Below are 21485 nucleotides of genomic sequence, written 5' to 3'. Positions count from 1 at the left end.
CGTGGAGCCACACGTTGCCGACGGCGACACGGAGCGATCGCAGGAACCGTTAGATACGGGGATCGGTCAGTGGGCGCTCGAAGCGGCGATCGGGTTTGAGGAGGCGTAGTGCTCATCCGCTTCGCTCCGGAGCTGCTCACCGCCGGCGGCCCCGACAACGGCTGGAACCCGACTCCGACCGACCGCGTGCAGATCGCGTACGGAGCCGACTCCCGCCTGCAGAACTCGCTCGCCCTGGCCGACGCCACCGGCTCCAGCGCCTTCACCGACCTCGCGGCCGTGCAGGGCGCCTGGTTCTTCGGCCTGAACCGCAGCCTCGGCCCGGTCTACGACCCGGCCACCGGAGTCGTCTTCGACGGCGTCCAGGCCGACGGGTCCGTCAACCGCAACAGCGGCGCCGAGAGCACGATCCACGGCCTGCTGGCGATGCTGGCGCTCGACGAGCACCCGGACGTCGCCGACCGTGCCCGCTCCGTCGCCACCGAGCGCTCGCGCGACGGACTGACGCTGGTCGAGGCGGAGAGTGCGCGCGGTGGCACCGTCGTCACGCCCGAGTCGTCCTGGACGGGGGAGGCCGGCTGGAGCGGCTCGTACCTCTCGCTGACCGATCCGCGCCGCGCGGTCTCGATCCCGATCGGATCGTCGTCGCAAGACCGCGTCGTGGAGGCCGTCATCGATCAGCCGCAGCGCGGCACCGAGCGCACGCCGCTCAGCGTCTGGACGTCGGGCACGCGCCCGCTCGACCTGCTCCGCTCGACCGTCGGGTCGCAGGGGGTCACGGAGGCGTCGGGCGCGCTACTGCCGCAGAAGCTCCGCCGCACCGTGCCGGCGGGCTCCTCGAGCGTCGAGGTCCGTCCCCTGAGCGGTGAGACGCGCCTGGACGCGCTGCTGGTGCGCCCGCTGGTGTCGCGCCTCGTCGTGGGAGGCGAGGGCGGCCGCACCGAGCTGATCCGCAACTCCACCGACGGTGTGCGCACCACGGCGATCGGCGTCTCGGGCGGCTCCGGCACCCTGCGCGTCTACTCGCAGGACGGCGCGCTCGTGAGCGAGACGTCGCCGTCCGGAGCCGTCTCCGTGCAGCTGCCCGCGCAGGGCTTCGCGGTGCTGGTGGGCTGAGGGCGGTCCTGCTGGTCGAGTAGCCGTTACTCGATCGGCAGGGGGCGGTGAGTCCGCGGAAGTCGCGGTACTCGCGTTCGAGTACCGCGACTTCTGCGTTCTCGCGGGGGCGAGGGCGGCGGGGAGGCGCGCGGCTGGGCGCGGACCATCAATTTGATGAGAGCGCTCTCTCGAAAACGCTTGACCTCTCCGCGGGGGCGTGCGTAAGCTCGCCGCACACCTCGTGAGAGCGCTCTCACATACGCGGAACAGCACGCGTGAGAGCGCTCCCAGGGGTGCCCCACCACCATCACGAAGGAGTGACCGTGCCCTATTCACGACGCACCAGGATCGCCGCGGCGATCGCCGGCGCCTCGGCCCTCGCCCTGATCGTCACCGGATGCTCGTCGGGATCCGACGCCTCCGAGGGCGGCGAGATCGAGCTGACCGTCACCACGTTCAACGCCATGGGCTTCGACGAGCTCTACGGCGAGTACGAGGACGCCAACCCGGGGATCACCATCGTCCCGAACAACATCGACACCGGCGGCAACGCGCGGACCGACGCGTTCACCAAGCTCGCCGCCGGGTCCGGACTCGCCGACGTCGTCGCCATCGAGGAGGGCTGGCTCGGCTCCGTCATGGAGGTCTCGGACCAGTTCGTCGACCTGCGCGACCACGGCATCGAGGACCGCAAGGCCGACTGGGTCGACTGGAAGTACGAGCAGGCGACCGACCCCGAGGGACGCGTCATCGGCTACGGCACCGACATCGGACCCGAGGGCCTCTGCTACAACACTGCCGCCTTCGAGGCCGCCGGCATGCCCACCGACCGCGCCGCCGTCGCCGAGATGCTCGGCGGACCGGACGCGACCTGGGACGACTACTTCGCCGCCGGCCAGAAGTACCACGACGCCACCGGCAAGGCCTGGTTCGACCACTCCGGATTCGTCTGGAACGCCATGGTCAACCAGCTGCCCGAGGGGTACTACACCTCCGACGGCGAGCTGAACGTCGAGGGCAACCCGGAGCTCGAGGAGCGCTGGGGCCAGCTGACCGACGCCACTGCCTCCGGCCTCTCGGCCGCGCAGAAGGCGTGGGACTGGAACAAGGGCAAGTCGTTCACCGACCAGACCTTCGCCACCTTCGTCTGCCCGGGCTGGATGTTCGGCACGCTGAAGAGCAACGTCGAGGCCGGCGGCGGGAACGCCGAGGCCACCGGCTGGGACTTCGCCGACGTCTTCCCCGGCGGCCCCGCCAACTGGGGCGGCTCGTTCCTCTCCGTCCCGACCCAGTCGAAGCACCCCGCCGAGGCCGCCGCGCTGGCGTCGTGGCTCAGCGAGCCGGAGCAGCAGCTGAAGGCGTTCGAGGCGGCCGGACCGTTCCCGAGCACCCTCGACGCGCAGAAGGAGCTCGCCTCGGCGGCCGCTCCCGACCCCGGCATGAACGACTCCCCGACCGGCGCGATCCTCGCGCAGCGCGCCGAGGGCGTCGTCGCCCAGTACAAGGGCCCGGACGACTCGCTGATCCAGGAGAACGTCTTCGGACCGGTCCTGCAGAAGGTCGACCGCGGCGAGATCGACGGCAAGGAGGGCTGGAACGAGGCGCTCCAGCTCCTCGGCGAGCTCGTCGACTGATCCGGTCGGGCCGACGCCCGGGGGCTGACCCCTCCGGGACGGCGCCCACCCGATCCGGGAGGTCCGGCCGCCACCGGACCTCCCGGTCCCCGTGCGGCCGGGCCGCCCGCATCCCGGGCCGCCTCGCCGCACGGGACACACGCTGCCGCCCGCCGGCCCGAGGCCTCTCCGGCCCCGCCGCCCGCGACTCCTCCCGGCCGGCCCCGCCGCACGAGAGACTCCGGCCCTACCGCCCACGACCCTCCCGGCCGGCCCCGCCGCATCCCCTCCGACTCCGACTCGACCTCGAAGAGAGCGCCATGACGAGCACACTCACCCCGCCGGCCACGGCGACGCCCCCCGCGGGGAAGCGGCGCCCGGCGCCCCGACTCCCGCTGACCTTCCGCCAGCGCGCGAGCCGCTTCGACGTGAAGGCCTCGCCCTACCTCTACATCTCGCCGTTCTTCCTGCTCTTCGCGCTCACCGGCGCGTTCCCGCTGGTCTACACGCTCGTCGTGTCGCTCTACGACTGGCAGCTGCTGCAGGGCCAGGGCGACTTCGTCGGGTTCGCGAACTTCGCGGCCGTGCTCGGCGACCGCTTCTTCTGGAACTCGATCGTCAACACGCTGAGCATCTTCCTGCTCTCCACGATCCCGCAGCTCGCCGTCGCGCTGCTGCTCGCAGCCGCCCTCGACCAGGCGCTGCGGGCCAGCACCTTCTGGCGGATGAGCGTCCTGCTGCCGTACATCGTCTCGCCGGTCGCGGTCGCGCTGATCTTCTCGAGCGTCTTCAGCGACCAGGAGGGCCTGATCAACAATCTGATCGGCCTGGTGGGCATCAGCCCGATCGAGTGGACGAACGACCGCCTCGCCAGCCACGTCGCGATCGCGACGATGGTCAACTGGCGCTGGACCGGCTACAACGCCCTCATCCTCCTCGCCGCCATGCAGGCCGTGCCGCGCGAGCTGCACGAGTCGGCCGCGATCGACGGGGCGAACGCGTTCCGCCGCTTCCGCTCGATCACGATCCCCAGCATCCGGCCGACCCTGATCTTCGTGATCATCACCGCCACCATCGGCGGCCTGCAGATCTTCGCGGAGCCGCGCCTGTTCGACGTGTCGAACGCGGGCGGTATCGGCGGCTCGGACCGGCAGTTCCAGACCACCGTCCTCTACCTCTGGGAGATGGCGTTCTTCCGCCAGAACTTCGGAGAGGCGGCCGCGATCGCGTGGCTGCTGTTCCTCCTGATCGTGCTGATCGGCCTGCTGAACTTCGCGATCTCGCGGCGGATCGCCTCCGTCGAGAACCGGATCTCGCAGCGCTCGAAGCGCCGCTCCGCCCGCCCCGCGACCGCCGACGAGATCGCCGCCGCGGACCCCCTGCTCACCACCACCGGCCTCGGCCAGAACGAGAGCGAGCGATGACCGCCCCCGCCACCTCCGCCGCCTTCCCGGTGCGCCGCGTCCGCGCCTCCCGCGCCGGCCGCGTCGACCGGCCCGGCTTCCTCACCTACGGGCTGCTGAGCGCCTTCATCCTCGGCTCGACCTACCCGCTGTGGTGGTCGTTCGTCGTGGCGAGCGGCTCGAACGCGACCCGCAGCGAGACCCTGCCGCTCGTCCCGGGCGGCAACTTCCTCGCCAACGCCTCGCAGGTGCTGACGGCGATCCCGTTCTGGACGGCTCTGCTGAACAGCATCATCGTCTCGGGGATCATCACGCTCTCGGTCGTGTCGTTCTCGACACTCGCCGGCTACGCCTTCGCGAAGCTGCGGTTCCGCGGGCGCGACGGCCTGATGATCGGAGTGGTCGCGACCATGGCGATCCCGACGCAGCTCGGCATCATCCCGCTGTTCATCCTGATGCGACAGCTCGGCTGGACCGGCTCGCTCGGCGCCGTGATCGTGCCGACGCTGGTCACCGCGTTCGGCGTGTTCTTCATGCGGCAGTACCTGGTCGACGTGATCCCGGACGAGCTGATCGAGGCGGCGCGCGTGGACGGAGCGAACCAGTTCCGGACGTTCCTCACCGTCGCGGTCCCTGCCGCGCGACCGGCGATGGCGATCCTCGGGCTCTTCACGTTCATGATGGCCTGGACCGACTTCCTCTGGCCGCTGATCGTCCTCAGCCCCACGAATCCGACCCTGCAGACGGCGCTCGCGCAGCTGCAGTCGGGCTACTACGTCGACTACTCGATCGTGCTGGCCGGCGCCGTGCTCTCGGTGATCCCGCTGCTGGTGCTGTTCCTGCTCGCCGGACGCCAGCTCATCGCGGGCATCATGAGCGGAGCGGTGAAGGGCTGACGCCCGGAGACTCCCGCGGGACCGGGTCGGGGGACATCGGACCGCGGGACGGGGGCCTCGGGCCCGGGGCCGTGGTGCTCCGGGTCCGGGGGTCGGGGGCTGCGGGGAGGGATCGGGCAGTGCACTCGGCGGCCGGTGGGTTCTCGACCCGGCCGGTCGTCGTGCTCGGCTCATCCCGACCACTGCCGCGCAGGATCCCGTCGATCACGCCCCGTCCGGCCCTCCTGGCCCGACCTCCCGCCGCCTAGGCTGGCGCGGAGGAGGCGACATGGAGCCGAAGGACCGGCGCGACGAGGACCCCTCGAGCGGGCCGTCACAGCCGCGTCCGGGGGACGGGCCGACGCCGTCGGAGCAGGCGCTGCGCGCCATCCGCGATGTCGCGAACGGGGCGGACCCGACGAGCGAGGCGTTCCGGCTGTCGAACGACTTCACCGACCGGCAGGCCGAACGGCTCCGGGGCTTCCTCGCGCGCTTCCGCCGCGGGCGCTGACCGTCACGGGGGCGGCCTGCTGCCGGTGGCGGGCGATCGATCGCTGCGCGCCGGTCGTGTCGGCCATCGCCGAGGCGGCGCCCCCGACCGCCCGGCGTCACCCCGGACGGTCGCTATCCGAGCCCTCGCACGCCGCGGACTCGCTCCGCCGGCCCGGTCCGCCGCCCCGCATCACCCCCGAATGGCCGCGATCCGCGCCCCTTCACGCCGCGGACGCCCCGCACGAGCCCGCTCCTCCGGCGCTCGGCTAGCCTCGGAGGCACCCGCGAGGAAGGCCTGCATGACCCACGACACCGCCTCGGCCGCCCCGACCCTCGAAGCCGTCGCCGCGCTGGCCGGAGTCTCCCGCGCGACGGTCAGCCGGGTCGTCAACGACTCCCCGCGCGTGAAGGACGGCGCCCGGACGGCCGTGCTCGCCGCGATCGAGCAGCTCGGCTACGTGCCCAACCGCGCCGCGCGCTCCCTCGCCAGCCGCCGCACGCAGACCGTCGCGCTCGTGGTGCCGGAGTCGGCGGCGAAGGTGTTCGCGGATCCGTTCCTCGCCTCGGTCGTGCAGGGCGCCGCGATGGCCTTCGCCGGCACCGAGTACACGCTCACCATCGTGATCGCTTCCGAGGCGGCTCCCGAGAAGACGCGGCGCTACCTGCTCGGCGGCAACGTCGACGGCGCGCTCGTCGTCTCGCACCACAGCGGCGACCACTCCTACGCGCAGCTCGGCGCCTCCCTCCCCGTGGTCTTCGGCGGGCGGCCGCTGACGGAGGAGGGCGGCAGCTACTTCGTCGACGTCGACAACACCGGAGCGGCGCGCACGGTCACCGAGCACCTCCTGGGCCTCGGCCGCACGGCCCCCGCGATGATCGCGAGCCGCCAGGACATGCCCGCCGCGATCGACCGCCTGTCCGGCTGGCGCTCGGCCGTCACCGCCGCGGGCCTCGACGACTCGCTCGTCGAGTACGGCGACTACTCGCCCGAGGACGGCGCGACCGCGATGCGCCGCCTGCTCGACTCCGGCCGGCCGATCGACGCGGTCTTCGCCTCCAACGACCAGATGGCGTCGGGCGCCCTGACGGCGCTGCGCGAGCGCGGCCTCACGGTGCCGGGCGACATCGCGCTCGCGGGCTTCGACGGCGACTACTTCGCCGAGGCGAGCGAGCCGCGCCTCACCACGGTGCGCCAGCCCTCCACGGGCCTCGGCGAGGCGATGGCGGACCTGCTGGTGCGCCTCCTGGCGGGCGAGGAGGTGCAGCGCGTGACGCTGCTGCCGACCGAGCTGCTGGTGCGCGGCTCCACGGTCGCGGGCGCGTGAACCCGGGCCGAGTGCGCTGACCCGTTCGCTGAGTCGCCCGGATCGGCTCCCCGCTGCGGCGTGTCGCGAGCCGACCCGGGCGACTCAGCGCGGGACGGGCTCGTCGGGGATCTCGAGCAGGTGGAAGGGACCCCGGGGGAGCGGGCCTGTGCTCCACAGCGCGACGACGGCCCAGCCGAGGTCGGCGTGCGCGACGGCGCCCTCGGGCAGGGTCCGGGTGAACAGCGCGTAGTCGATCCCGTCGAGGGGGAGGGGGCTCACGTCCCACGCGGGCCGGTCGGCGGCCAGCTGCTGGGCCCGCGCCTCCGCTGCCACCATCGCGGCTCGCGTCCGGTCCCCGGGCAAACCGGCGGGGATCGCCGAGAGGAGGAGCGATCCGATCGCGAGCGCAGCCGTCGCGACCGGGTCGGTGACCACTCCGTGCACCGAGCCGCGCGGCCCGAGGCGGACACCGGTCAGCCGCAGCGTGCGGACCGAGTACGAGCGGCCGTCCCGCTCAGCGCGGACCGAGAGGTCATCGACCGGCCCGTCGTTCGTCCGCCCGCTCCCGTCGACGGACCACGGATCGGAGACGGGGACCAGCGCGAGCACGCCCTCATCCGACTCCCTGCGGCGCCCCCGGTCAAGAGGCGCAGCTGGAATGCGGCCCCGGCAGGCCGGCCGGTCGGTGGGGACGCGTCAGGCGCGGAGCGCTCGCAGGACCCGGTCGACGTGCCGCTCGACCCACGTGCCGGTGAAGGGGCCGCTCCGCAGGAGCCATCGGTGGAGGATCGGGCCGAGCAGGAGCTCCGCCGCGCCGGAGGGGTCGGCCGCTCCTCCACTCGCGAGACGCGCGGCGATCGCGCTCAGCTGGGGCTCGAGCAGCAGGGAGCGGTACTGCGCGGCGAGCTCGGTGTCGGTCTGGATCGCAGCGGTCACCGCGCGCAGGAGCGGCTCGGCCACTGGGTCGCTCAGCTCGGCGGCAGTGCCGGTGACCAGGAGGAGCAGGTCGGCGCGCAGATCTCCGGAGTCCGGGACGGCGACGGCCCCGTCAGGAGTCAGGCTCCGCGCGAGGAGCGCGTCGAAGAGGATCGCACCGGTGGAGGGCCAGCTGCGGTAGAGGGTCTGCTTCCCGACTCCGGCGCGGGCGGCGACGCCCTCCATCGTCAGGCGCGGAAGCCCCTCGGTCCCGACGAGGTCGAGCACGGCGGCGTGCACGCGCTGCCGTGTCCTGCTGGTGGCCATTCTCCGATCCTACTGCGAAACGAGACGGAGCGTCTTGTTCGGAGTAGCGTGCAGGCATGACCACTCGACAGACCTGGCTGATCACCGGAGCCTCCCGCGGGCTGGGGCGTGCGCTCGTCCTCGCGGCGCTCGCCGAGGGCCACTGCGTCCTGGCCGCGGTCCGGGGCGCGCACTCCCTGCCCGAGCACGAGCGGCTGCAGGTCCACCGGCTCGACGTCGCGGACTCCTCCGCAGCCGCCGGCGCCGTCGACGCGGCCACGGCGATCGAGGGGCGCCTCGACGTCCTCGTCGACAACGCGGGCTACGGGCTCATCGGCACGGCGGAGGAGGTGGGCGAGGACGAGGTGAGGGAGCTGCTGGACGTCGACCTGCTCGGTCCGCTCTGGCTCTGCCGGGCCGCGCTGCCTGTGATGCGGCGGCAGGGGTCCGGACACATCGTGCAGATCTCGACCGTCGGCGCGGTGGGGACGATGCCGACGCTCGGGGTCTACAACGCGGCGAAGTGGGGCCTCGAGGGCTGGACGGAGGCGATGGCCGCAGAGGTCGCCCCCTTCGGCGTCCGCGTGACGCTCGTGCAGCCCGGGGAGATCGCCACCGACTGGGCCGGCGGCAGCATGCGGTTCGCGGCGCCGATGCCGGAGTACGACGACCTGCGGCGGGAGCTCTTCGGAGCGGCCGAGGTCCCCTGGCCGACCGACGGTCCGCAGGGAGGCACGCCTCCGGCCGAGGTGGCAGCGGAGATCCTCGCGCACGTCGCTGATCGGAGCGACGCCCGGTTCCGTCTGCTCGTGGGCGACGACGCTCCCGGTCAGGTGCGCGCCGCGCTCGAGAAGCGCCTCGCGGACTACGCCCTCGACCCGCGCTGGGCTGAGTCCGCGCTCTGAGGGACCGCCGCTGAGGTGCCCGGATCGGCTGGCAGTTCCGGCGTGTCGCGAGCAGATCCAGGCACCTCAGTGCGGAGGCGTGAAGGCCCGCAGGCGCTGCTCAGAACTCCTCGTAGTTGTAGGGCTCCGGGTCCTCGTCGATCACGGGGCGCGCGATCGTGGCGCGGTTGCTCTTGATGCGGGAGCGGATGTCCTCGACGGCGGCCTCGACGGCGCCGGTGGTCGACTCCTCGTCCTTGATGGAGACCTCGACGGGGACGGCGACGAGCTCGCTGCTCGCGTCGAGCGTCATCTTCGCCTCGATGAGCTCGCCGTCCTCGGTGAACGCCGGGACCGTGACCGCTTCGGAGTGCTCCTGGCGGTCGATCGCGGTCACCAGGTCGAGGAGGGCCTCGGTCACGGCGTCGGTCGTCACGAAGCTCTTGGAGGCGTAGGTCAGCTGCTGCATGCCTCCACTCTCCCGAACGGGAGCGCCCCTCGCGCGGGGTTGCGCCTCGTCGGCCCAGCCCGTAGCGGAGGGGGAGCACGACCGGCGCGGGCGCGAGGAGTCAACCCTCTAGGCCGCGATCCGCGCGTCCGCTTCCCTGAAGGCGGGGCCTCGGGAGGAGGCGCGGGGGTCTCGGGATCCCGGGGCCCCGGCACTCGATCGGGAGGGGACCGGATGCGGCGTCGGGGACTCCGCGGCGACCGGGCGTTCCAGGGCGGACTCCTGATCGGAGTCGGCCTCATGGCGGCCGTCGACGAGATCGTCTTCCACCAGATCCTCGCCTGGCACCACTTCTACGACCGCTCCACTCCGGCGATCGGCCTGCTCTCGGACGGGCTGCTGCACGCGGCCGAGATCCTCGCACTCGTCGGCGGCGGCTTCCTGCTCGCCGACGCCCGGCGCCGATCCGCTCTGCGTCCGCGCACGGCGTGGGCCGCGGGGCTCACGGGGGCGGGACTGTTCCAGCTGTGGGACGGAGTCGTCGACCACAAGCTGCTCCGGGTGCACCAGGTGCGCTACGACGTCGACCTGCTGCTCTACGACTCCGTCTGGATCGCCTCCGGAGCGGTGCTGCTGGCGGCGGGCCTGCTCCTCCTACCTCGGCGGCGGCGCGCGACGGCGTGACCCCGCACGCCGACCACACCCTGCTCGACCCGGGCCTGCTGCTCCTGGTCCCGCTGGCGGCGGCGGCGGCGGCGCTCGGAGGGGGCGCCGCGGCACTCGAGCGGCGGCGCGGACGGCCGTGGCCGCTCCACCGCACCGCCCTGCTCCTCGGTGGGCTCGCGACCGCGGCGCTCTGCTTCGCGGGTCCGCTCGCGGAGTGGTCGCACGCGGATCCGCGCGGGGCGATGCTGACGCACCTGGTCCTCGGGATGCTCGCGCCGCTCCTCCTGGTGCTCTCGGCCCCCGTCACCCTGGCCCTGCGCGCGCTCGACGTCACGGCTGCCCGGTGGCTCTCGCGGCTGCTCCGGAGCCGCCCGGCCCGTCTCCTCGCCCACCCCGTGACGGCGCTCCTGCTCTCGACGGGCTCCCTCTGGCTCGTGCACGCGACCGGACTGCTCGCCACCGCGCACGCCGATCCGCTGCTGCACCTCGCGCTCAGTGTGCACTTCCTCCTCAGCGGCTGCCTGATGACGGCGGCGCTCGCCGGAGTCGATCCGAACCCGCACCGCGCCCCGTTCGGCCTGCGCCTGGGGGTGCTCGGAGCGGGCATCGCCGCGCACGGGCTGCTCGCGACCGTGCTCTACGCGGAGGCGCCGGACGAGACGGGACGCCAGGCGGCGCTCCTGCTGTTCTACGGAGGCGACCTGCTCGAGACGGCGCTCGCCGTGGTCGTCTGCGCCCGGCGCTACGCGGCGACGGCGCCCCGGCAACCCCCTCCGCCGAGCGCGCCCTGCTCCCTACGCTCGGACGCATGCTCCTCATCTTCGGGACCCGAGCCGTCGAGGACCTCCTCCGGACGCTCGTCTTCGTCTGCCGCGTCTGCGGGCAGCGCGACGAGCAGCGGATCTTCCGCCGCCGGACGCGCCTCTCGCTCTTCTTCGTCCCCGTCCTGACCGTCTCGACCCGCTACCTGCTCGAGTGCTCGCACTGCGGCACCGTGTCCCCGATCAGCAAGGAGGAGGCGCAGGGCTCCGTCCGCTGGGCCGGCAACTCCGACCAGTGACCGCCCCGAGCGGGAGGCTCTCGCGGTGCGCTCAGCGCACCGGAGCCGGCACCGCCGCGGGACGCGCGGCGACCGCGGCCGCGCGCCGCGTCGCCCAGTTGTTGAGCAGCAGCGCCGTCACGACGATGGCCGCGCCGAGCAGGGCGACGGGCCCCGGCCGGTAGCCGCCCGCCATGCTGATCGCGAAGGTCGTCACCGGGACGAGGTTCTGGAAGAGCGTGCCGTTGAGGGCGCCGAGCAGCTTGATGCCCGTGTTCCACAGCAGCACGGCGACGACGCCGGCCAGGAGGATCAGGTAGGCCAGCTGCGGCCATGCCGCGAGCACCTCGGCCCCGGTCGGCGGGTGCGCGGAGCCGGTGGCCGTCGCCACGGCGACCGCGACGGCGATCGAGGGGCAGCCGAGCGCGGTGGTGAGCGTCGAGTACCGCAGCGCCGACCAGCCGGGGAAGGCCGCGGCTCCGCGCGTGTAGACGACCCAGCAGATCGCTCCGAGCAGGGCGAGCAGCTCGCCGAACCCCAGCTCGCCGTCGAGGAGGAGGGCGACGTCGCCGCGGGTGACGACGAGCGCGACTCCGGCGAGCGCGAGCAGGATGCAGCCGACGGTGGCGGCAGGCGGCAGGCGACGCGCGCCGATGCTCGCGAGCACCGCGCCGATCGCGGGCATCATCCCCATCATCAGGCTGACGTTCGGGGCCGAGGTGAACCGCAGAGCCGTGAAGGCGAGCAGGCCGAAGCCGGCGAATCCGGAGGCGCCGAGCAGTGCCAGCCGCCACCCGCGGCCGTCGAGCCGGAAGGCGCGGAGCCCTTCCGCCCGGGCGAGCAGCAGGGCGAGGACGACCGCGGCGGCGGTGTAGCGGATGAGGGTCATGAAGAAGGAGTCGACCGTCGCCGCGATGCTGTCCGCGACCGGCAGCATGCCGCCCCAGAGGATCGGCGGGATCAGGCAGAAGAGCAGACCTCGCGACCGCATGGCGCCCCTGACCCGTCGGGTGCGGCCGCCTCGGGCGGGGGGCCGTCGCTCGATGGTGGACCCCGGCGGCTCGGCGCACAAGAGCGCCGCCGACCCCCGAACGGCCCGCCGCGGGGCCGAGCGGAGAGGGGTGCGCCGGGTGTGGAGGAGGCTCGGCGAGCCGACTGACCTGCTACGACGAAGACGACGGAGCCGCAAGGACCTTGCATGGCCCCTTTAGGGTGACAAAATTCACTTGCTTCCATCATCTCCGTGCCCCTAGGTTGATCGCAGCACCCCCCGATGCTGTCCTCTGTCAGGCCCTGCTCCGATCCCCCCGTCGGACGCCGTTCCTCACTCGGGTCGCGCCCACCCCGGCGACGACCTCCGTTCCGCGCGGGCGCTCATCAGCGCACATCGGCCCCCGGCCGCGGAGAGGAACAGTCATGAGCACACAGCCCGGCCACGGCGCGGACGAGCCGGCGGCTCCCCGTCGCCGGGCGACCTGGGAGGCGCACGACGAGACGGCCTCGCGCCCGCTCTCGCGACGCCGTGCCGCCCGCTCCGGGCGCGAGCGGGTCTCCGCTCCGCGCCGCCTCGCGTCCGCGACGCCTGCCGGAGCGGTGACGGTCCCCGCCGCCCCGACCGCGGTGCTGGAGCGTCCGGCCGCCCCGCCCGCAGTGGTCGAGCGACCGGCCGCCGCGACCGCGGTGCTGGAGCGTCGGGCCGCGATGAACGAGCGTCCGGCCGCGCCGACCGCCGTGGTCGAGCGTTCGTCCGCCGCGACCGCGCTCCTGGAGCGCCCGGCCGCCCCGACCGCGCTGCTCGAGCGTCCGCCGGCCCCCGCCGCGGTCCTCGAGCGCACCGCGCTCCCCTCCGTCGACGCCGACCGACTCCCTCCGGCATCCACCCCGATCGCCGGCACGCGCCCCCGCAGCGGCCGCCGCGCCTCGTCGCGCATCGGCGACCTGGTCGCCGCCCTCCCCGCCCACAACGAGGAGGCCGGGATCGCCGCGGCGATCGAGGGCCTGCGCCGGCAGACCTGGCCGCCGGACCGGATCGTCGTCATCGCCGACAACTGCACCGACGCCACGGTCGAGATCGCTCTCGCGCACGGCGCCGAGGTGTTCGTCACCGTCGGGAACAGCCACAAGAAGGCGGGCGGCCTCAACCAGTTCCTCGCCGAGGTCCTCCCGGGGCTGCAGGACGACGACCTGGTGCTCGTGCAGGACGCCGACTCCGCGCTCGACCCCGGGTTCCTCGAGATCGCCCGCGGCAGGCTGCACGGCGGCATCGGCGCGGTCGGAGGAGTGTTCCGCGGCGGCGAGGGCGGCGGCTTCGTCGGCCACCTCCAGCGCAACGAGTACGCGCGCTACGCCCGCGACGTGCGCCGGCTGAACGGGAAGTGCCTCGTCGTCACGGGCACCGCGGCCGTGCTCCAGGTCGCCGTGATGCGCCGCATCAGCGCGGCCCGCCTGGCCGGCTCCCTCCCCTCCGGAGACGGCATCGGCGGCATCTACGACACCACCGTCCTCACCGAGGACAACGAGCTCACGTTCGCGATCCGCCACCTCGGCTACGACGTGCTGAGCCCCGCCGGCTGCACCCTCGTCACCGAGGTCATGCCGACCTGGGGAGACCTCTGGCGTCAGCGCCTGCGCTGGAAGCGCGGAGCGGTCGAGAACTGCGTGCAGTACGGCTTCACGCGGGTCACGGCTCCCTACTGGGGGCGCCAGCTGCTCACGATGCTCGGCTGCATCATCACCTACGTCTACCTGGCCACGATCGTCTACGCCGTCGGCTGGGGCGAGCTGAGCCTCCAGCCGTTCTGGCTGGCCGTCACCGCGATCTTCGTCGTCGAGCGGATCGTGACGGTCCGCGACCGCGGCTGGCGGTACATGCTCGCCGCCGCGTCGATGTACGAGCTCGTCGTCGACCTGTTCCTGCAGGTCGTCCACACCAAGGCCTACCTGGATGCGCTGACACGCCGTCGGCGCGACTGGTGAAACAGAGAGAGAGACATGTACAACCACATCGGAACAGCCGCCGGAGCCGGAGTCGGTGCCGGAACGCTCGCCATGACCGGGTTCGACTCGGTCTGGCTGGCACTCGCGGCCTTCGCCCTCATCGCTGCGGGGACCGCCGTCCTGCGCATCGCTCCTCGCCGCAAGCGCGAGGTCTGAGACACGGTGGCGGGCGGGGGACAGCCCGCGCCCGTCACCGTCCCACGACCGCCGTCGCCGCGGAGGTCCGGCTCGCGGTCGAGTAGCCGGTCTTCGTCCCGGTGACGGTCAGCGTGATCCGCTTCCCCGCCTGAGCCTTCGTGAGCGTGAACCGCGGCGACGTCGCTCCCGCGATGGCCGCGCCGTCCGCCTTCCACCGGTAGGTGAGGTTGACGGGAGTCGGCGTCCACGGACCCGGGGCTGCCGTGAGCACCGCTCCGACCCGGGCCGTGCCCGTGACGGTCGGCGTCGCGGCGCCGAGGGTGCCGGCGGCGACCGGTGCGGTCGGCTGCGAGGTCGTCGGGCCGGAGCCGTCGGCGGCGCTCACCGTCACGGTCACCCGCTTGCCGACCGCGGAGGAGGGGACCACGAGATCCGGACCCGTCACTCCCGCGATGTCGACGCCTCCCGCCGCCCAGCGGTGCACGAGCGGTCCCGTCCGGCCGGCGGAGGAGGACAGGGTCGCGCCCACCGCGGCGGTCCCGACGACGACCGGAGCCGGCGCCGCGTCGGACCGGTAGACCGCGACGTGGTCGACGAGCATCGTCCCGCCGGAGCTCTTCGGAGCGGCCGCGCTGTCGCACCCGCACACCCCGTTCGGCAGCCCGCCCCCGATGGCGAGGTTCAGGATCAGCAGCACGTCGTTCGGGACCGCGGCCTGCCACGCGGCCGTCCCCACCTCCGACTCCCGCACCACGTGCCGGGTGACGCCGTCGACGAGGAACTCCACGCGCTCGTCGCCGGGCACGGTCCGGTCGAGCAGGGCGGAGTAGCGGTGGAACCCGGTCACGCAGGACGCGCAGTCCAGCATCCCGCTCGTCCGGCCGGCGGGCTCGTCGCAGGGGCCGCCGTCCGGTACTCCGCAGTGCAGCGTCTGGATCACCTGGGCGGTGCCGTTGACGGCCTCGAGCATGTCGAACTCGCCGGTCGCGGGCCAGTCGATGACGGCGTTCGCGTCCCGCCCGAGAGCCCAGAAGGCGGGCCAGTAGCCGGTGGCCTGCGCGACGTCCGGCAGCTGGATCGAGGCGGTCATCAGCAGTCGGCCGCCCGCCGGCGCCGAGAACGACTTGTCGGCGGTGACGATCCGCCCGGAGGTCCATGCTCCGGCGGAGTCGCGGAGGGCGCGGATGCCCAGAGCGCCGCCGCCCGTGAGGAAGACGTTCGCCGTCGACGCGGTCGTCCGGTCGACCGCCCCGGTGCCCCAGGTGCCGACCTCGTGCTCCCACTGGCTCCCGACCGGCGCGCCCGCCGGCCCGGTGAAGTCGTCGCGCAGGAGCGTGGTCCAGCCCGGGGCGTCGGCGGGTGCCGCCGTGACGGCCTGGCCGGCGGACGAGGCGGTCGGAGTCGTGGACGCCGGTGCGAGGGCGGCGACCGCCTGCGGGGGTGTCGCCGCCAGCACTCCGAGGCACAGGGCCGCGAGGGCGAGGGCGAGTCGCGGCCGGTCGAGGAGTCGTGAAGGCATGGCGAGTCCTCTGCGTCGAAGGGGCGCGCAGCTGCACGCGCCTCGACGCTAGTGAGGAGTACTCGCTCTCCCCCCACCCTCCAGGCGGGGTGATCTCCGGCACGAAAGCTCACGACCGGGCTCGGCCGGGCCGGGTCCAGGGTGCTGGCAGAGGGGCGGCCGCCGTCGCCTCCGATCGCCCGTTCGAAGGAGAACACCATGCACCGTCGTCTCACGGCCACGCTCGCCGCGATCGCCCTCGCCCTCGGAGGGGCCGTCGCCGTCGCTACCCCCGCCTCCGCCGGGCAGCTCGTCTACCGGAACGGCGGCCCGGGCAACTGCTACGAGGTCCGCTCGCAGCGCGACTCCCTGGGTCGCGCGCAGGTCACGGTGTGGTGGCACTGCGACCAGGCGAGCAACGTCAAGGTCATCTGGAAGAACGGCCCGGACAGCGGCTGCAACACGATGAGCGTCATCAACCGCAAGTTCAGCGACAGCTCGGGAGTCGCGTCCCGCTTCGACCGCCTCGTCTCCTGCTGACCCGGACGGGCTGCCCCTGATCCCTTCCGCGAGACGCCACCTCGGTACGCGGCACGCCGCGCGAGGTACTCGGGTGGCCTCTCGCGGGAGGGGGGCGGCGGCGGCCCCGCTCAGTGCTCGGCGCGCCCCGAATCCTCGATGAGGCGCACCTTCACGTTCACGGCGAGCGGCCCCGAGACCGACGGGTCGGCGGCGAGCAGCGCGTGCATCCGCTCGCCCACCAGCCGGAGCGTCTCGGGGGCCGGCAGTGCGGCGGACGCGGCGATGTGCGCGCTCACCGTGGTGAACCCCTCCGACCGGTCGATGTCGACCAGCACGTCGGGCTGCCGCAGGTCCAGCTTCACGGCGAGCGCGTCGGCCGCGGCCTCGACGATCGGCTGGGCGGGGTAGACCCCCGCGACTCCCTCGATGTCGCGGATCTCGGCGGTCAGCCGCTGCGAGAGCTCGGTGTCGTCGGTCATTCCCGCTCCTCCCGGTGGGGGTACACGTCGTCGACGGTCACGTCGATCGCGCCGACGGTCAGCTCGGTGTGGCGCTCCAGGGCGTAGCGGATGCGCTCGCGCAGGCGGTCGGCGGCCACGGCGACCGGCAGGCCGAACTCGAGGGCGCAGGTCACGTCGATCCGCGCCACGGCGCCGGGAGCCGAGACGTCGCCGTCGAGGGTGCAGCGGCCCATGATGACGCCGCCCATCGTGTCGCCGGCGCGGCGGATCATCCCGCGCACGGCCGCCTCCGTGAGCGCCAGGCGGAGGGTCGGGTCGGGGTGGCGGACGGGGATGTCGCGGCCGGAGCGCACCTCGGAGCGGATCGCGTCGAGCAGGCCTGCGATCCAGACCTCGTCGCGGTCGGGCTCGCGGTCGGCCTCCTGCCGCAGCGCCCGCGCCGAGAGCTCGGTGAGGCGGGTGAGGTTCGCGAGAGCGAGCCGGCACGCGGCGGAGTTCTCGATCGAGGGGTCGCGCGGCTCGCGACCGCGGTCGAGGTACTCGCCCAGCTCCTCGAGCGTGTGGCCGTCGAGGTCGTCCTCGGGCACGGCGGCGTCGTCGGTCATCGCCATGCCTCCAATTCGTGGAGCAGGAATCGACGGGCCCGGGCGAGGAGGCCGCGGACCGTCGAGACGGGGAGTTCGAGAGCGTCGGCGATCTCCTGGTAGCTGTAGCCGGCGGTCTCGCGGAGTAGCCAACAGCGTCGCTGATCAGCAGGCAATCGGTCCAGCGCTTCCCAGACCGCGTCCAGCTGGAGTCGTGCCTCGACGATGCGCTCGGGGGAGTGCTCGGGCGGCGCGGGCGGATCCCAGTCGTCGATGTCGTCGTGGCGGCGGCGGACGCGGATCCGGTCGATCGCCTTGTGGGTGACGATGCGCATCAGCCAATTGCGGATGTGCGCCGGGCTGTCGAGATCGGCCAGACGCCGCCAGCCGGTGAGGAACGCCTCCTGCACCACGTCCTCCGACTCCGCCTCGGAGCCGAGGAGCTTCGCGGCGTAGACGCGCATGAGGGCGCCGTGGCGGCGGGCGAGCTGCTCGAACGCCTGCACGTCGCCGTCGACGGCGCGCGCGGCGAGGGTCGCGTCGGACGCGTTCAGGAGGGGGTCGTCGTCGATGAGCGCCTCCTCCGCGGTCCCGCGCGCGGTGTCCCCGCGCGCCGATGCCCTCAGTGTGGGGCGCCGTCCGGCATGACTACCAGCCTTGACAACGGGCCGCCGAATCCGCTGGCCGGATTGCGAGTGCCGCCGATGGGGGACGCCTCGAGACGGGATTCGTGACATTCCGGCTCCTCGACACGTCTTGATTCCGTACCCCTCGTGCGTCCCCCCGAGCGCACGGACCCCGAACCCGGAAGAAGTCCCCCATGCACTGCTCCCTCCGCTGCCGCCCCGGGCGGACGTCATGAGCGAGTCGACCTTCACCCTCGGCAGCCCCTTCGCGGGCGACGAGCGGGCCGACCGGCGCTACGAAGCCTCCGGCGACGATCCGACCGCCGCGTCCGCCGTCTACTCCGAGGCGTACGGCGGAGGCGAGTTCCGCGTCGCTCCGTTGCAGCGCGGCTTCTCCTACCGCTACGCCGTCCGCGGCAGCGACCGGGTGACCCTGCGCACCTCCGACTGCTCGGGCGCCCTCACCGGCCAGGTCCCCCACCTGAAGGAGTACGTCGTCGGGTGGTTCCGCGCCGGCGGCGGACGCCTGAACCTGCCGCCGTTCACCCGGACCGGCGCGCTCTCGGCCCCGTTCCTGTTCCCCGCGGAGCGCCAGTTCGGGCTCGAGTTCGAGCCGCACCGGCAGAACCTCATCCACTTCGCCCCCGGGTTCCTCGAGGACGTCGCGACCGAGACGCACGCCGGCCCCCGCCAGCCCGTCTCCTTCGACCACGCGGCGGACGCCGACCCCGGCGTCCTCGCCCGCTGGCGCGCCGCGGTGACGGAGGCGAGCGCCGCGCTCGCGACGGCCGCGATCACTCCGCTCGTGCGCTTCACCGCCGAGCTCGACCTCGCCCGCGTGCTGCTCCTGCTGTTCCCGTGGCGGGCGTGGGACGTGCCGGCCGTGCTGCGGCGCCCGTCCGCCTCCCGCACCCGGGTGGCGCTCGACTTCCTCCAGCACCACGCCCACGAGCCGATCACCCCGGCCGACGCCGCCCGCGCGGCCGGTCTGCACACCCGCACGCTGCAGCAGGCGACGAAGCGGCACCTCGGAGTGTCGCCGTCGGTCTACCTGCGCGACGTGCGGCTGGACCGCGCCCACTCCGACCTGGTCGCCGGCGACCCCTGCTCGACCACCGTCGCCGCGGTCGCCCGCGAGTGGGGCTTCGGCAACCTCGGCCGCTTCGCGAGCGCGTATCAGGTGCGCTTCGACGAGAAGCCGAGCCACACGCTGCGCCGCTGACGCGCAGCCCCTGCGTGCCCGAGGGCCCGGACCGTCTCAGGACGGTGCCGGGCCCTCGTCGTCTCCGGGTGCGTCCCGAGGGGCCGTTTCGGAGGACGCTTCATCGTGTCCTCCGACCGGTCTTCAGGACACGGACCTCCTGACACTCGGCGCCGGCTCAGCCCGGCTGATGCACGTGGATGTCGCTGCTCGACGTCACGCCGTTGAATTCGAGATACAGCTGCCCCTCGACGACCGACACGGTCAGCGTGTTGCGGCGCTCGAGTACCGCGACCGCGGCATCCAGGAACCCCTGGTCGAAGCTCTGCACGGTGATCTGCTCGAGCTGGTGGACGCGCTTGCCGGACCACGCCGCGATCACCTTCTCCGGGTTGCGATGCGTGTAGACCGTCGTGCGGTCGGCCAGTCTGCTCCCGAAGTGCAGTCGCTCGGCATCCGGCGCGCCCACCTCGATCCACGTGGTCAGCCTGCCGGTGAGATCGCGGACCAGCACCGCCGGCTCGGTCGCCGTCGACGAGATCCCCTCGCTGAAGGTGATCCCCTCCACGTATTCGAGGCAGTACGCGAGCACGCGCGTCATCATGTACGCGTCGGTCTCGGAGGGGTGCTGAGCGGCTCGCAACGTGATGTCCTCGTAGACGCCGCGGTCCACATCAGCCAGCTGTATCGCGAAGTTGTACATCACTGCGCCGGCTGCCACGTGTGCGAGCTTAGGTCCTCTCGCTCATCGAGAAGCGCGAGGCTTCTCCGGCGCCGGTGGGGGCATCGTGTCCGCGCGCCTCCACGCAGGAACGGCCAGGCAGGAGGCATTCACTCCGTCGAGAGCGTCTCACTCCGGGCGACGTCGGCGCGCGTGCGCAGGTCGATGACGACGGGAGCCGACCGCTCGGCTCGCCGGGAGGGCGCGAGGCCCCGACCAGGCGACCGGACCACGTCGTTCATCCGCCTCGGGAATTCCCCGCCACTCTCTCGCCTTCTTCTACCTGCATGCAATATATTGCATGCAATCGTCCGACCACCTCATCCCGAAGGAGCAGCCATGTCCACGTCCGCGTTCACCCCTGAGGGCGACCGGCCCACCGTCGTCCTCGTCCACGGCGCGTTCGCCGAGTCGTCCAGCTGGAACGGAGTCGCCTCTCGGCTCCTCGCCGAGGGCCTGCCCGTCCTCGCGGTCGCCAACCCCCTCCGCGGGCTCGCCCCCGACGCCGAGTACCTCCGCAGCGTCCTCGACGGGATCGACGGACCCGTCGTCGTCGCCGGCCACTCCTACGGGGGCTCCGTCGCGAGCGAGGCGGCGGAGGGCGCGGCGAACGTGCGGGCGCTGGTCTACGTCGCCAGCTTCCTCCTGGAGCCGGGCGAGAGCACCGGGGAGCTGGCCGGGAGGTTCCCGGGCGGTGAGCTCGGCCCCGCCCTGACCCCCGTCCCCTTCGCGTCCGGCGGGTTCTCCGGCGACGACCTCCACATCCAGCAGGACCGGTTCCGCGAGGTCTTCGCGGCCGACGTCGACGAGCCCACCGCCGCTCTGATGGCCGCGACCCAGCGGCCGATCGCGGCCGCCGCGCTCGAGGACTCGGCCACTGCGGCCGGGTGGAGGAGCATCCCCTCCTGGACCCTGATCACCCGTCAGGACCTCGCCGTCCCCGCCGAGTCGCAGCGGTTCATGGCCGAGCGCGCCCGCTCCACCGCGGTCGAGATCGACGCGTCGCACGCCGTGACGGTCTCGGAGCCGGACGCGGTCGCGCAGCTGATCCTCGACGCGGTGCGGGCGACGCGGTGACGGGGCGGGCGGGACGAGGGGCCGCCTCCGGCCGCCGGACCCGGGCTGCCGCGGTCGTCCTCTCGTCCGCGCTGCTGCTCGTCGGCTGCGCGGGCGCGGCCGATCCCGGCCCCGCCGTCGAGGACGCCGCCGAGGCCGCGGCGGGCGGATCGTTCGCCCTCGCGGAGGTGGACGGCGTCGACGGCTCGGACTTCCTCGTCGTCTGCCCCTACGAGTCGCCGGAGTCGGTCGAGGAGCGGACCGGGATCTCCTGGTCCGGGCCCGACCGGTCCGAGGACGAGGGGATGCAGACTCTGGTCGTGCTCGACGGCGGCGAGGTCGTGACGACGAGCGGACTGGACCGAGACCGCGTCGACTTCTGCTCGGGCGACCGGTGGGAGCCGCTCCCGCTCGACACCCGGCTCGCGGTGAGCGGAGCGGGCGCGGTGTCGGTGGAGTGACGCCGGTGGCGGCGGTCGAGTGGCGTATGCAATATATCGCGCGGTGCTATCGTCGCCGTATGCCCATCCCGAAGACGACCGCCGTCACCCCCCGGTCCCTCCTCCGCGACGACGTCTACCGCGCCCTCCGCGACGCGATCGTCGACGGGACGTTCGAGCCGGGGGAGCGCCTCC

The 21485-nt window shown here is 73.2% G+C and carries 25 protein-coding genes; 16 read left to right on the top strand and 9 right to left on the bottom strand.

The window, feature by feature from the left end; genetic code table 11:
• Positions 1-108: 108 nt before the first annotated feature.
• From C5C74_RS14155 to C5C74_RS14130, 6 genes are all read left to right on the top strand, one after another.
• Positions 109-1116, top strand: coding sequence for a hypothetical protein (locus tag C5C74_RS14155; RefSeq protein WP_104351762.1), 1008 nt, complete (start codon positions 109-111; stop codon positions 1114-1116).
• A gap of 305 nt (positions 1117-1421) precedes the next feature.
• The gene (locus C5C74_RS14150) at positions 1422-2732 is read left to right on the top strand and encodes an ABC transporter substrate-binding protein (RefSeq protein ID WP_104224001.1); all 1311 of its coding nucleotides are present in this window, start codon (positions 1422-1424) and stop codon (positions 2730-2732) included.
• Positions 2733-3031: 299 nt separating this feature from the next.
• Positions 3032-4135 (top strand): carbohydrate ABC transporter permease, encoded by a 1104-nt coding sequence (locus tag C5C74_RS14145; RefSeq protein ID WP_104225835.1) that lies wholly within the window; start codon positions 3032-3034, stop codon positions 4133-4135.
• Positions 4132-5010, top strand: a complete 879-nt coding sequence (locus C5C74_RS14140; protein WP_104274034.1) for a carbohydrate ABC transporter permease — start codon at positions 4132-4134, stop codon at positions 5008-5010. The genes C5C74_RS14145 and C5C74_RS14140 overlap by 4 nt, the downstream gene beginning before the upstream one ends.
• Before the next feature lie 268 nt (positions 5011-5278).
• Complete coding sequence (locus tag C5C74_RS14135) at positions 5279-5500, top strand: hypothetical protein (protein ID WP_104351761.1); 222 nt, start codon at positions 5279-5281, stop codon at positions 5498-5500.
• Positions 5501-5780: 280 nt separating this feature from the next.
• Positions 5781-6806 carry a LacI family DNA-binding transcriptional regulator gene (locus C5C74_RS14130; protein WP_104351760.1) on the top strand — a complete coding sequence of 342 codons (1026 nt, stop codon included), beginning with the start codon at positions 5781-5783 and terminating at the stop codon, positions 6804-6806.
• Positions 6807-6890: 84 nt separating this feature from the next.
• Here C5C74_RS14130 and C5C74_RS14125 read toward each other — a convergent pair whose 3' ends face one another.
• Complete coding sequence (locus tag C5C74_RS14125) at positions 6891-7397, bottom strand: hypothetical protein (RefSeq protein WP_104351759.1); 507 nt, start codon at positions 7395-7397, stop codon at positions 6891-6893.
• Between the two features lie 87 nt (positions 7398-7484).
• Positions 7485-8030: a TetR/AcrR family transcriptional regulator gene (locus C5C74_RS14120; protein ID WP_104351758.1), complete on the bottom strand. Its 546-nt coding sequence runs from the start codon at positions 8028-8030 to the stop codon at positions 7485-7487.
• A gap of 56 nt (positions 8031-8086) precedes the next feature.
• On the opposite strand from C5C74_RS14120, the gene C5C74_RS14115 reads away from it, so the two are divergent.
• Complete coding sequence (locus tag C5C74_RS14115) at positions 8087-8914, top strand: SDR family NAD(P)-dependent oxidoreductase (protein WP_258064183.1); 828 nt, start codon at positions 8087-8089, stop codon at positions 8912-8914.
• A gap of 100 nt (positions 8915-9014) precedes the next feature.
• Here C5C74_RS14115 and C5C74_RS14110 read toward each other — a convergent pair whose 3' ends face one another.
• The gene (locus C5C74_RS14110) at positions 9015-9362 is read right to left on the bottom strand and encodes a hypothetical protein (protein ID WP_104223965.1); all 348 of its coding nucleotides are present in this window, start codon (positions 9360-9362) and stop codon (positions 9015-9017) included.
• A gap of 213 nt (positions 9363-9575) precedes the next feature.
• Here C5C74_RS14110 and C5C74_RS14105 point away from each other — a divergent pair, with 213 nt between their 5' ends.
• From C5C74_RS14105 to C5C74_RS18065, 3 genes are read left to right on the top strand one after another with little or no spacing between them, the layout of a single operon-like run.
• A complete protein-coding gene (locus tag C5C74_RS14105) occupies positions 9576-10025 on the top strand; it encodes a DUF2243 domain-containing protein (RefSeq protein ID WP_104247221.1) in 450 nt (149 codons plus the stop codon).
• Entirely contained in the window at positions 10022-10957 is a 936-nt protein-coding gene (locus C5C74_RS14100) for a cytochrome c oxidase assembly protein (RefSeq protein ID WP_181134713.1), read from the top strand. The genes C5C74_RS14105 and C5C74_RS14100 overlap by 4 nt, the downstream gene beginning before the upstream one ends.
• Positions 10909-11067: a hypothetical protein gene (locus tag C5C74_RS18065; RefSeq protein ID WP_374953527.1), complete on the top strand. Its 159-nt coding sequence runs from the start codon at positions 10909-10911 to the stop codon at positions 11065-11067. Before C5C74_RS14100 ends, C5C74_RS18065 begins: the two co-directional genes overlap by 49 nt.
• Before the next feature lie 31 nt (positions 11068-11098).
• On the opposite strand, the gene C5C74_RS14090 is transcribed toward C5C74_RS18065, so the two are convergent.
• Complete coding sequence (locus tag C5C74_RS14090; RefSeq protein WP_104309181.1) at positions 11099-12037, bottom strand: DMT family transporter; 939 nt, start codon at positions 12035-12037, stop codon at positions 11099-11101.
• 425 nt (positions 12038-12462) lie between these two features.
• Between C5C74_RS14090 and C5C74_RS14085 the strand changes: the two genes are divergently transcribed.
• Together C5C74_RS14085 and C5C74_RS17540 are read left to right on the top strand one after the other, a co-directional pair.
• Positions 12463-14022: a glycosyltransferase family 2 protein gene (locus tag C5C74_RS14085; RefSeq protein WP_258064182.1), complete on the top strand. Its 1560-nt coding sequence runs from the start codon at positions 12463-12465 to the stop codon at positions 14020-14022.
• Positions 14023-14037: 15 nt separating this feature from the next.
• Entirely contained in the window at positions 14038-14199 is a 162-nt protein-coding gene (locus C5C74_RS17540) for a hypothetical protein (RefSeq protein WP_167305255.1), read from the top strand.
• Positions 14200-14233: 34 nt separating this feature from the next.
• Here C5C74_RS17540 and C5C74_RS14080 read toward each other — a convergent pair whose 3' ends face one another.
• On the bottom strand, positions 14234-15700 hold the full coding sequence (locus C5C74_RS14080; RefSeq protein ID WP_104232935.1) for a family 16 glycosylhydrolase: 1467 nt from the start codon (positions 15698-15700) through the stop codon (positions 14234-14236).
• A 198-nt stretch (positions 15701-15898) separates the two neighbouring features.
• Between C5C74_RS14080 and C5C74_RS14075 the strand changes: the two genes are divergently transcribed.
• Complete coding sequence (locus tag C5C74_RS14075) at positions 15899-16219, top strand: hypothetical protein (protein ID WP_104335369.1); 321 nt, start codon at positions 15899-15901, stop codon at positions 16217-16219.
• A gap of 110 nt (positions 16220-16329) precedes the next feature.
• Here the strand turns inward: C5C74_RS14075 and C5C74_RS14070 are convergent, their stop codons facing one another.
• The 3 genes from C5C74_RS14070 to C5C74_RS14060 are packed head-to-tail and all read right to left on the bottom strand — an operon-like array spanning position 16330 to position 17752.
• Positions 16330-16680 (bottom strand): hypothetical protein, encoded by a 351-nt coding sequence (locus C5C74_RS14070; RefSeq protein ID WP_104223972.1) that lies wholly within the window; start codon positions 16678-16680, stop codon positions 16330-16332.
• A complete protein-coding gene (locus tag C5C74_RS14065; RefSeq protein ID WP_146083085.1) occupies positions 16677-17267 on the bottom strand; it encodes an Asp23/Gls24 family envelope stress response protein in 591 nt (196 codons plus the stop codon). Before C5C74_RS14065 ends, C5C74_RS14070 begins: the two co-directional genes overlap by 4 nt.
• The gene (locus C5C74_RS14060) at positions 17264-17752 is read right to left on the bottom strand and encodes an RNA polymerase sigma factor (protein WP_244248147.1); all 489 of its coding nucleotides are present in this window, start codon (positions 17750-17752) and stop codon (positions 17264-17266) included. Before C5C74_RS14060 ends, C5C74_RS14065 begins: the two co-directional genes overlap by 4 nt.
• A gap of 352 nt (positions 17753-18104) precedes the next feature.
• Here C5C74_RS14060 and C5C74_RS14055 point away from each other — a divergent pair, with 352 nt between their 5' ends.
• Positions 18105-19094 (top strand): helix-turn-helix transcriptional regulator, encoded by a 990-nt coding sequence (locus tag C5C74_RS14055; RefSeq protein ID WP_104225843.1) that lies wholly within the window; start codon positions 18105-18107, stop codon positions 19092-19094.
• Positions 19095-19251: 157 nt separating this feature from the next.
• Here the strand turns inward: C5C74_RS14055 and C5C74_RS14050 are convergent, their stop codons facing one another.
• A complete protein-coding gene (locus C5C74_RS14050) occupies positions 19252-19794 on the bottom strand; it encodes a YaeQ family protein (RefSeq protein WP_104351755.1) in 543 nt (180 codons plus the stop codon).
• Between the two features lie 339 nt (positions 19795-20133).
• Between C5C74_RS14050 and C5C74_RS14045 the strand changes: the two genes are divergently transcribed.
• Together C5C74_RS14045 and C5C74_RS14040 are read left to right on the top strand one after the other, a co-directional pair.
• Positions 20134-20871 (top strand): alpha/beta fold hydrolase, encoded by a 738-nt coding sequence (locus tag C5C74_RS14045; RefSeq protein ID WP_104351754.1) that lies wholly within the window; start codon positions 20134-20136, stop codon positions 20869-20871.
• Positions 20868-21311 (top strand): hypothetical protein, encoded by a 444-nt coding sequence (locus C5C74_RS14040; RefSeq protein WP_104351753.1) that lies wholly within the window; start codon positions 20868-20870, stop codon positions 21309-21311. The genes C5C74_RS14045 and C5C74_RS14040 overlap by 4 nt, the downstream gene beginning before the upstream one ends.
• Positions 21312-21485: the final 174 nt, after the last annotated feature.

Origin of the sequence: Rathayibacter sp. AY1E8, assembly GCF_002931415.1 — a bacterium.
Classification (GTDB): domain Bacteria; phylum Actinomycetota; class Actinomycetes; order Actinomycetales; family Microbacteriaceae; genus Rathayibacter.
Note: the sequence above shows the minus strand (reverse complement) of the source record. Positions and strands in the feature narration are given on the sequence as shown.